We start from the raw sequence: 7686 nt of genomic DNA, 5'->3' as shown, positions 1-7686 counted from the left end.
CAGTCTGAAAATCACCCGTCACGCCCCTCTCCGCAGCCACCCCCTGCGCCGCCCCCTTCCGCAGCGCGTCCCTCTCGCCTGGTCGGGTGAGGGGGTGGGTGCTGGGGGTGGGTGCTGGGGGTGGGTGGGTGCGGCTTGGGGGGTGGGGGGGTGTTGCGGGCGCGTGGGCTTTGTCCTGCGCGCCCGCGTGGATGGGGGTTGGTGTGGGCTGGCGTTGACGTCGGGGGGAAGGTTTAGCGTCGGTGGCGGTTGTTCGGGAGGAGTGGGTCGGCGTGCGGATCGGGGAGTTGGCGGAGCGGGCGGGGACGACTACGCGGGCGTTGCGGTACTACGAGCAGTTGGGGTTGTTGCCGGCCCGGCGGGCGGGCAACGGGTACCGGGCGTACGGGGAGGAGGACCTGCGGCTGTTGCGGGAGATCCGGATGTTGCAGGACTTCGGGTTCGGGTTGGAGGAGACCCGGCCGTTCGTGGAGTGTCTGCGGGCGGGGCACCCGGAGGGGGATTCCTGTCCGGCCTCGTTGGACGTGTACCGGCGGAAGTTGGCCGAGTTGGACGAGTGCATCGCGCGCTTGCGGGACGTCCGGGTGCAGGTGGCCGGGCAGTTCGAGCGGGCCGTCCGGGCGCGGGACGAACTCGCGGCCGCCGAGCAGCCGCCCCAGTGTGAACTCGCGGAGGAGTAGACGATGGTGGAGATCGTGGGTGTGCCGGCGGTGACGGACGAGACGTTCGCGGCGGAGGTGCTGGCGGCCGAGGGGCCGGTGCTGGTCGACTTCACGGCGGACTGGTGCCCGCCGTGCCGGATGATGGCGCCGGTGCTGGCGGACGTCGCGCGGGAGGAGGCGCACCGGATGCGGGTGGTGAGCGTCGACGTGGACCGCAATCCCCGTACCCAGGCGGCGTACGGGGTGTTGTCGATGCCGACGCTGATGCTGTTCAGGGACGGGCTGCCGGTGCGGTCGGTGGTGGGGGCGCGGGCGAAGGCGCGGCTTCTGCGGGAGTTGGAGGACGTGCTGTAGGCGCTAGGCCGGCAGGGCGTCGAGGGCGACGTCGGGTTCGGCGGCCTGCTTGGCGCGGTCCTTGGCCTCGCGGCGGATGAGCACCCAGACGCCGACGGGGATCATCGCGGTGAACAGCCACCACTGGATGGCGTAGGCCATGTGCGGGCCGATGTCCGAGTGGTCGGGCGCGGGGATCAGCTGGGGCTGGTCGGCCGGGGCCGGGGTGGTGGCGGTGAGTTCCAGGTAGCCGCCGAGGAGGGTGGTGCCGGTCTCCTTGGACTGCTGTTCGGTGTTGATCAGGTTGAACTGGCGGTCGGGGAGGCCGGCCCGGTCCTTGACCCACCCACCGCTGCTGCCGGTGGTCTCGTCGGCGCGCAGCCGGCCGGTGAGGGTGACCTCGCCGGTGGGGGCGGCCGGGACGGGCGGGTACTGGGTGGCGCCGTCGGCGGAGGGGACCCAGCCGCGGTTGATCAGGACAGTGCCCTTGCCGTCGGAGAGCTTCAGCGGGGTGACGACGAAGTAGCCGAGGGTCCCGTTGGAGTCGGTCCGTTTGCGGACCACGAACTCGTGTGCCGGGTCGTACTGTCCGGTGGCCGTCACGGCGTGCCAGGTGAGGGCGGACGGCACTGCGGCGCCGGGGGTCGCGGACAGGCTGTCGAAGGGCTCCGGCGAGGCCGTGAGGGCCTTGCCGATCAGCTCGTTCCGGGCCACCCGTGCCTCGTGGCGGTGCAGCTGCCAGAAGCCCAGCTTGATCGTCGCGGGGATCAGCAGCAGCGCGATCAGCATGGTGATCAGCCACTGTCGGGTCAGCAGAAAACGGTACACATGGGAACGGTACGCCGACCTCACAACCGGCTCACGCACCGGGGTGCGGGGCGACCTCGCGCAGCAGTTGGAGGAAGGCGTCCTCGGTGACCACCGGGGTGCCGACGTCGCGGGCCTTGCGGGCCTTGCCGCTCCAGCTGGTCGGCTCGTTGGTGACCAGCAGGCTGGTGAGCCGGCTGACCGAGGTGGCGATGTGCAGGCCGGCCTCGACGGTGCGGTCCTCCAGCACCTCGCGATCGGTGGCGGTGTCGCCGGTGAAGGCCACCCGCATGCCCTGGACCAGCGGCTTGCCGTCCTCCCAGCGCCCCGGGTTGGGGTACGGGCAGGGCGGGCGCTTCTTGGCCTGGCGGTACTGGGCGCCGGTCCAGTTGCCGCGGCCGGGGGCGGCGGGCTCGTCCTCACCGAGGTCGGTGACCGCGACGCAGTTCTGCAGCGGGAGCGGGAGGCCGGCCAGCCGGGCCAGGTGCAGGCTGGGGCGGAAGGCCTCGGCGAGCACCCGGGCGTCGTCCAGGGCGTTGTGGGCGTTGCGCTGCTGGACGCCGAAGTGGGCGGCGAGCGAGGCGAGCTTGCCGTTGGGCAGCGGGAGGCGCAGGTCGCGGGAGAGGACCATGGTGCACAGCCGCTGCTCGACCGGGGCGCTGCGGCCGGCCCGGGAGAACTCGCGGGAGATCATGTTCCAGTCGAAGAGGGCGTTGTGCGCGACCAGGACGCGGTTCTCCAGGCGGGTGGCGAACTCGTCGGCGATCTCGGGGAAGGTCGGGGCGCCGGAGAGCAGTTCGGCGGTGAGGCCGTGGATCCAGACCGGGCCTGGATCCCGCTCGGGGTTGACCAGGGTGTACCAGTGGTCGGTCACCTCACCGTCGCCGTCCAGCTGGTAGACGCCCGCCGAGATGACGCGGTCGGAGCGGCCGAGACCGGTGGTCTCGACGTCGACGACCGCGAAGCCCTTGGCGGGTGCGGCGGAGCGCTGGGCGGGGACCGGGGCGGTCCGCGGCGCGCCGTACGTCTCGGGCTGGATCGGTTGCATGGTCCAACAGGATAAGGGGCGGACTGGTCGCGTCCGGTCGAAATGTTCCGACCGGACGGCCGGAATAGAGTGGGCATCGAGGGTGTCGTACACCTGGTCGAGTTCGTTTCCGGCCGGTCGGCCGGATTTGTGTGAGGAAGAACGCATGCGCGCCACGGTGATCCACGGACCGAACGACATCCGGATCGAAGAGGTGCCGGACCCGGTGATCAAGCACCCGACGGACGTGGTGGTCCGGGTGGTGAACGCCTGCATCTGCGGCAGCGACCTGTGGGCCTACCGCGGGGTGGCCCAGCGGGTGGCCGGGCAGCGGATCGGGCACGAGTTCCTGGGTGTGGTCGAGGAGGCCGGCGCCGAGGTGCGGGGCTTCGCCAAGGGTGACCTGGTGGTCGCGCCCTTCGTCTGGTCGGACGGCGTCTGCGAGTTCTGTCGCGAGGGCCTGCAGACCTCCTGCCCGCACGGCGGGTTCTGGGGCGAGGTCGGTTCGGACGGCGGCCAGGGCGAAGCCGTCCGGGTGCCGTTCGCGGACGGGACGCTGGTGAAGCTGCCGAAGGACGCGGCGGGCGACGAGAAGCTGTTGACGGGCATGCTGGCGCTGTCCGACGTGATGTCCACCGGGCACCACGCGGCGGTGTCGGCCCGGGTGCGCCCGGGTGCGACGGTCGCGGTGGTCGGCGACGGCGCGGTGGGCCTTTGCGGCGTGCTGGCGGCACACCGGCTGGGCGCGGGCCGGATCATCGCGCTGGGCCGGCACCCGGCCCGGACGGAGCTGGCCCGGCGCTTCGGGGCGACGGACGTGGTGGCCGAGCGCGGTGACGCCGCGGTCGAGGCCGTGAAGGAGCTGACCGGCGGGCTGGGCGCGCACGCGGTGCTGGAGGCGGTCGGCACCGAGGAGTCGATGCGGACGGCGATCTCGATCGCCCGGGACGGCGGCGCGGTCGGTTACGTGGGTGTGCCGCACGGTGGCAGCGCGGGCGTCGACATCGGTCAGATGTTCGGCCGAAACGTTTCGCTCAACGGTGGCGTCGCGCCGGCCCGGGCGTACATCCCCGAACTGCTGCCGGACGTGCTCTCGGGCGCGATCGAGCCGGGCCTGGTCTTCGACCGGACGGTGGACCTGGACGGTGTGCCGGACGGCTACCGGGCGATGGACGACCGGTCCGCGCTGAAGGTCCGCATCGCCTTCTGACGCTTCGTCAACAGGGGCGGCACCGTTGGACGGTGTCGCCCCTTTCGGTTGTCGCGGCCCGATTCGGAGGGGATGCGAGTGGTGGTTTTCGGCCAATTGGATGGTGCGAGGGGGTGAACGACTGGCTGATCGCGGTCAACCCCTTCCGGGGTGGGCACGACGCTCCTAGCATTGCGCGGCGCGCACGAGGAATGTGACGTCCCTCACGTTCGATTGGTCCCCTCGTGTGACCGCTACGCCGAAGGAGTGAGGAGACAGAGTGGATTCGCCGCCGATCACCACCAGCGCTACGGAAGTCCAACTCATCGACGACAGCGAGGAGTTCCGTACCCTGCGGCGCTCGTTCCGGAGCTTCGCCTTCCCGGTCACCATCGGCTTCGTGCTCTGGTACCTGCTCTACGTCCTGCTCTCCTGCTACGCCCCCGGGCTGATGGGCGCCAAGGTCGTCGGGCACATCAACGTGGCCCTGGTGCTCGGGCTGCTGCAGTTCGTCACCACCTTCGTCATCGCCGGCTGGTACGCCCGCTACGCGGACCGGCGGATCGACCCGCCCGCCGCCGCGATCCGCGAGGCCCACGGCGCCGTCGTCCACGCTCCCCGGGAGTCCGCCGAATGACACTGCTCGCCAGTTCCGCCACCGATCACCGCGGCCTGACGATGGCCCTGTTCGGGCTCTTCGTGCTGACGACCCTGGCCATCACCGTGTGGGCCGGGCGGCAGAACCGCAGCGCCGCCGACTTCTACGCCGGCGGCCGCGGCTTCACCGGATTCCAGAACGGCCTGGCCATCTCCGGCGACTACATGTCCGCTGCCTCCTTCCTCGGCATCGCCGGCACCATCGCACTGGCCGGCTACGACGGCTTCCTGTACTCGATCGGCTTCCTGGTCGCCTGGCTGGTCGCGCTGCTGCTGATCGCCGAACCGCTGCGCAACTCGGGCCGGTTCACCATGGCGGACGTGCTCGCCTTCCGGATGCGCCAGCGCCCGGTGCGCACCGCGGCGGGCGTGTCCACCATCGTGGTGTCGATCTTCTACCTGCTGGCCCAGATGGTCGGTGCCGGGACGCTGGTGGCCCTACTGCTCGGGGCCGAGGGGAACGCCGCCAAGCGCTGGACCATCGTCGGCGTCGGCGCCCTGATGATCGTCTACGTGGTGATAGGGGGTATGAAGGGCACCACCTGGGTGCAGATCGTCAAGGCCGTGCTGCTGATCGTCGGTGCCGCGCTGATGACCGTCCTGGTGCTGGCCAAGTACCACTTCAACCCCTCGGAGCTGCTCGGCGCGGCGGCGAGCGCCAGCGGCAAGGGCGAGGCCTTCCTGCAACCCGGGCAGAAGTACGGCACCGGCACCGCGAAGCTCGACTTCATCAGCCTCGGCATCGCGCTGGTCCTCGGCACCGCAGGCCTGCCGCACATCCTGGTCCGCTTCTACACCGTGCCCACCGCCAAGGCGGCCCGGAAGTCGGTGCTCTGGGCGATCGGCATCATCGGCGTCTTCTACCTGATGACCCTGGCGCTCGGCTTCGGCGCCGCGGCCCTGGTCGGCTCCAAGGAGATCAAGGCGGCCAACGCGGCCGGCAACACGGCCGCCCCTCAGCTGGCCGAGGCGCTCGGCGGCGGCAGCGGCACGACCGGCGGGGCGATCCTGCTCGCGGTGATCTCGGCGGTCGCCTTCGCCACCATCCTGGCCGTGGTCGCCGGGCTCACCCTGGCCTCGTCAGCCTCCTTCGCCCATGACCTGTACGCCAACGTGATCCGGCGCGGGAAGGCGAGCGAACGGGAGGAGGTGCGGTCGGCGAAGTGGGCGGCCGTCGGGATCGGCGCGGTCTCGATCGTGCTCAGCCTCTTCGCGGACAAGCTCAACACCGCCGCCCTGGTGGCGCTGGCCTTCGCGGTGGCGGCCTCGGCGAATCTGCCCACCCTGCTCTACTCGCTGTTCTGGAAGCGCTTCACCACCGCCGGCGCGGTCAGCTCGGTCTACGCCGGCCTGGTCAGCTCGGTGCTGCTGGTGGTCTTCTCCCCAGTGGTCTCGGGTGCCAAGACCTCGCTCTTCCCGGCCTCCGACTTCCACTGGTTCCCACTGGAGAACCCGGGCCTGGTCTCCATCCCGATCGGCTTCCTGGCCGGCTGGTTGGGCACCCTGCTGTCCAAGGAACCGTCCGACCCGGCGAAGTACGCTGAACTCGAGGTCCGCTCGCTGACCGGGCTGGGCGCCCACTGATCGTTGCGGCATGACTATGCTGGCCCGGCCCCCGCCGCGACGGTGGCCGGGCCGGCTGCTTTTCGGGAAGGGACGCACGTGCTGCTCGACACCTTCGGACGACGCGCCGTCGACCTGCGGGTTTCCCTGACCGACCGGTGCAACCTCCGCTGCACGTACTGCATGCCCGAAGAGGGACTGCAGTGGCTGGCCAAGCCCGAGCTGCTGACCGACGAGGAGATCGTCCGGCTGGTCACCCTGGCCGTGCGCGACCTGGGGGTGCGCGAGGTCCGCTTCACCGGCGGCGAACCGCTGCTGCGCCCCGGACTGGTCGCGATCGTGGCCGCCTGCGCCGATCTGGAGCCGCGCCCCGAGCTGTCGCTGACCACCAACGGCATCGGGCTGGCCCGGACCGCGACGGCACTGCGCGAGGCCGGGCTGGACCGGGTCAACGTCTCGATGGACACCCTCGACCCGGAGGTGTTCTTCACGCTCACCCGCCGCCGGCGCCACCAGGACGTGCTGGACGGGCTGGCCGCCGCCGAGACGGCCGGGCTGGCGCCGGTGAAGCTGAACGCGGTGCTGATGCGCGGGGTCAACGACCACGAGGCGGCCGACCTGCTCGCCTGGTGCCTGGAGCGGGGCTACGAGCTGCGCTTCATCGAGCAGATGCCGCTGGACGCCCAGCACGGCTGGGAGCGCTCGTCGATGATCACCGCGGAGGAGATCCTGGACCTGCTCCGGGCCCGCTTCGCGCTCACCCCGGAGCCGTCCGCCCGCCGGGGCGCGGCGCCCGCCGAGCGCTGGGTGGTGGACGGCGGCGCGGGCCGGGTCGGGGTGATCGCCTCCGTCACCCGGCCGTTCTGCCGGGCCTGCGACCGGACCCGGCTGACCGCCGACGGCCAGGTGCGCAACTGCCTGTTCGCCACCGGGGAGACCGACCTGCGCACCGCGCTGCGCTCGGGGGCGGACGACGCGGAGCTGGCCGCGCTGTGGCGGGCGGCGATGTGGGGCAAGAAGGCCGGGGCCGGGATCGACGACCCGGAGTTCCACCAGCCCGAGCGGCCGATGTCGGCGATCGGCGGCTAGCCGTCCGCTAGTTGTCTTCGGAGGTCCAGTCGGCGAAGGCGACGACCTCCTTGAGGAAGCCGCGCACGCCCAGGAACTGGGACAGGTGCTCGCGGTGCTCCTCGCAGGCGAGCCAGGTCTTGCGGCGGTCCGGGGTGTGCAGCTTGGGGTTGTTCCACACCAGCACCCAGTGGGCGTCCGCCCGGCAGCCCTTGGCGGAGCAGATCGGCGTCTGCGGGGTGTCCATCGGGGGCCGTCCTCGGTGTTCGGCGGGTGTGTCGTCACCGCCAGTCTGTCACGCTGATCCGGCCCGCCCGGATCCGGGCATGGCGACGCCGGGCAGCCACGGGGGGAGCCGCCCGGCGTCGGTCCGTCGCTCC

The 7686-nt window shown here is 71.5% G+C and carries 9 protein-coding genes; 6 read left to right on the top strand and 3 right to left on the bottom strand.

Annotated elements, in window-relative coordinates; all coding sequences use genetic code 11:
• The first annotated feature begins 272 nt into the window (after nt 1-272).
• Both ACZ3YL_RS40465 and trxA read left to right on the top strand, forming a co-directional pair.
• Nucleotides 273-680 (top strand): MerR family transcriptional regulator, encoded by a 408-nt coding sequence (locus ACZ3YL_RS40465; RefSeq protein WP_188308492.1) that lies wholly within the window; start codon nt 273-275, stop codon nt 678-680.
• 3 nt (nt 681-683) lie between these two features.
• Nucleotides 684-1016, top strand: coding sequence for a thioredoxin (gene trxA, locus ACZ3YL_RS40460; protein ID WP_223243207.1), 333 nt, complete (start codon nt 684-686; stop codon nt 1014-1016).
• A gap of 3 nt (nt 1017-1019) precedes the next feature.
• On the opposite strand, the gene ACZ3YL_RS40455 is transcribed toward trxA, so the two are convergent.
• Both ACZ3YL_RS40455 and ACZ3YL_RS40450 read right to left on the bottom strand, forming a co-directional pair.
• Entirely contained in the window at nt 1020-1823 is an 804-nt protein-coding gene (locus ACZ3YL_RS40455; RefSeq protein ID WP_188308464.1) for an SURF1 family cytochrome oxidase biogenesis protein, read from the bottom strand.
• Nucleotides 1824-1854: 31 nt separating this feature from the next.
• Complete coding sequence (locus ACZ3YL_RS40450) at nt 1855-2850, bottom strand: DEDDh family exonuclease (RefSeq protein ID WP_188308465.1); 996 nt, start codon at nt 2848-2850, stop codon at nt 1855-1857.
• 145 nt (nt 2851-2995) lie between these two features.
• Between ACZ3YL_RS40450 and ACZ3YL_RS40445 the strand changes: the two genes are divergently transcribed.
• The 4 genes from ACZ3YL_RS40445 (at nt 2996) to moaA (ending at nt 7327) form a co-directional block, all read left to right on the top strand.
• Nucleotides 2996-4039, top strand: a complete 1044-nt coding sequence (locus ACZ3YL_RS40445; protein ID WP_188308466.1) for a zinc-dependent alcohol dehydrogenase family protein — start codon at nt 2996-2998, stop codon at nt 4037-4039.
• A gap of 259 nt (nt 4040-4298) precedes the next feature.
• Nucleotides 4299-4655 carry a DUF485 domain-containing protein gene (locus ACZ3YL_RS40440; protein WP_465662652.1) on the top strand — a complete coding sequence of 119 codons (357 nt, stop codon included), beginning with the start codon at nt 4299-4301 and terminating at the stop codon, nt 4653-4655.
• Complete coding sequence (locus ACZ3YL_RS40435; protein ID WP_188308468.1) at nt 4652-6259, top strand: solute symporter family protein; 1608 nt, start codon at nt 4652-4654, stop codon at nt 6257-6259. The genes ACZ3YL_RS40440 and ACZ3YL_RS40435 overlap by 4 nt, the downstream gene beginning before the upstream one ends.
• Before the next feature lie 78 nt (nt 6260-6337).
• Entirely contained in the window at nt 6338-7327 is a 990-nt protein-coding gene (moaA, locus tag ACZ3YL_RS40430; protein WP_188308469.1) for a GTP 3',8-cyclase MoaA, read from the top strand.
• Between the two features lie 7 nt (nt 7328-7334).
• Here moaA and ACZ3YL_RS40425 read toward each other — a convergent pair whose 3' ends face one another.
• Nucleotides 7335-7553 (bottom strand): hypothetical protein, encoded by a 219-nt coding sequence (locus tag ACZ3YL_RS40425; RefSeq protein WP_188308470.1) that lies wholly within the window; start codon nt 7551-7553, stop codon nt 7335-7337.
• Nucleotides 7554-7686 lie beyond the last annotated feature (133 nt).

This window comes from Kitasatospora sp. NPDC023176, from assembly GCF_055560495.1.
The sequence above is the reverse complement of the archived record's forward strand: the minus strand, read 5'-3'. Positions and strand labels throughout refer to the sequence as shown.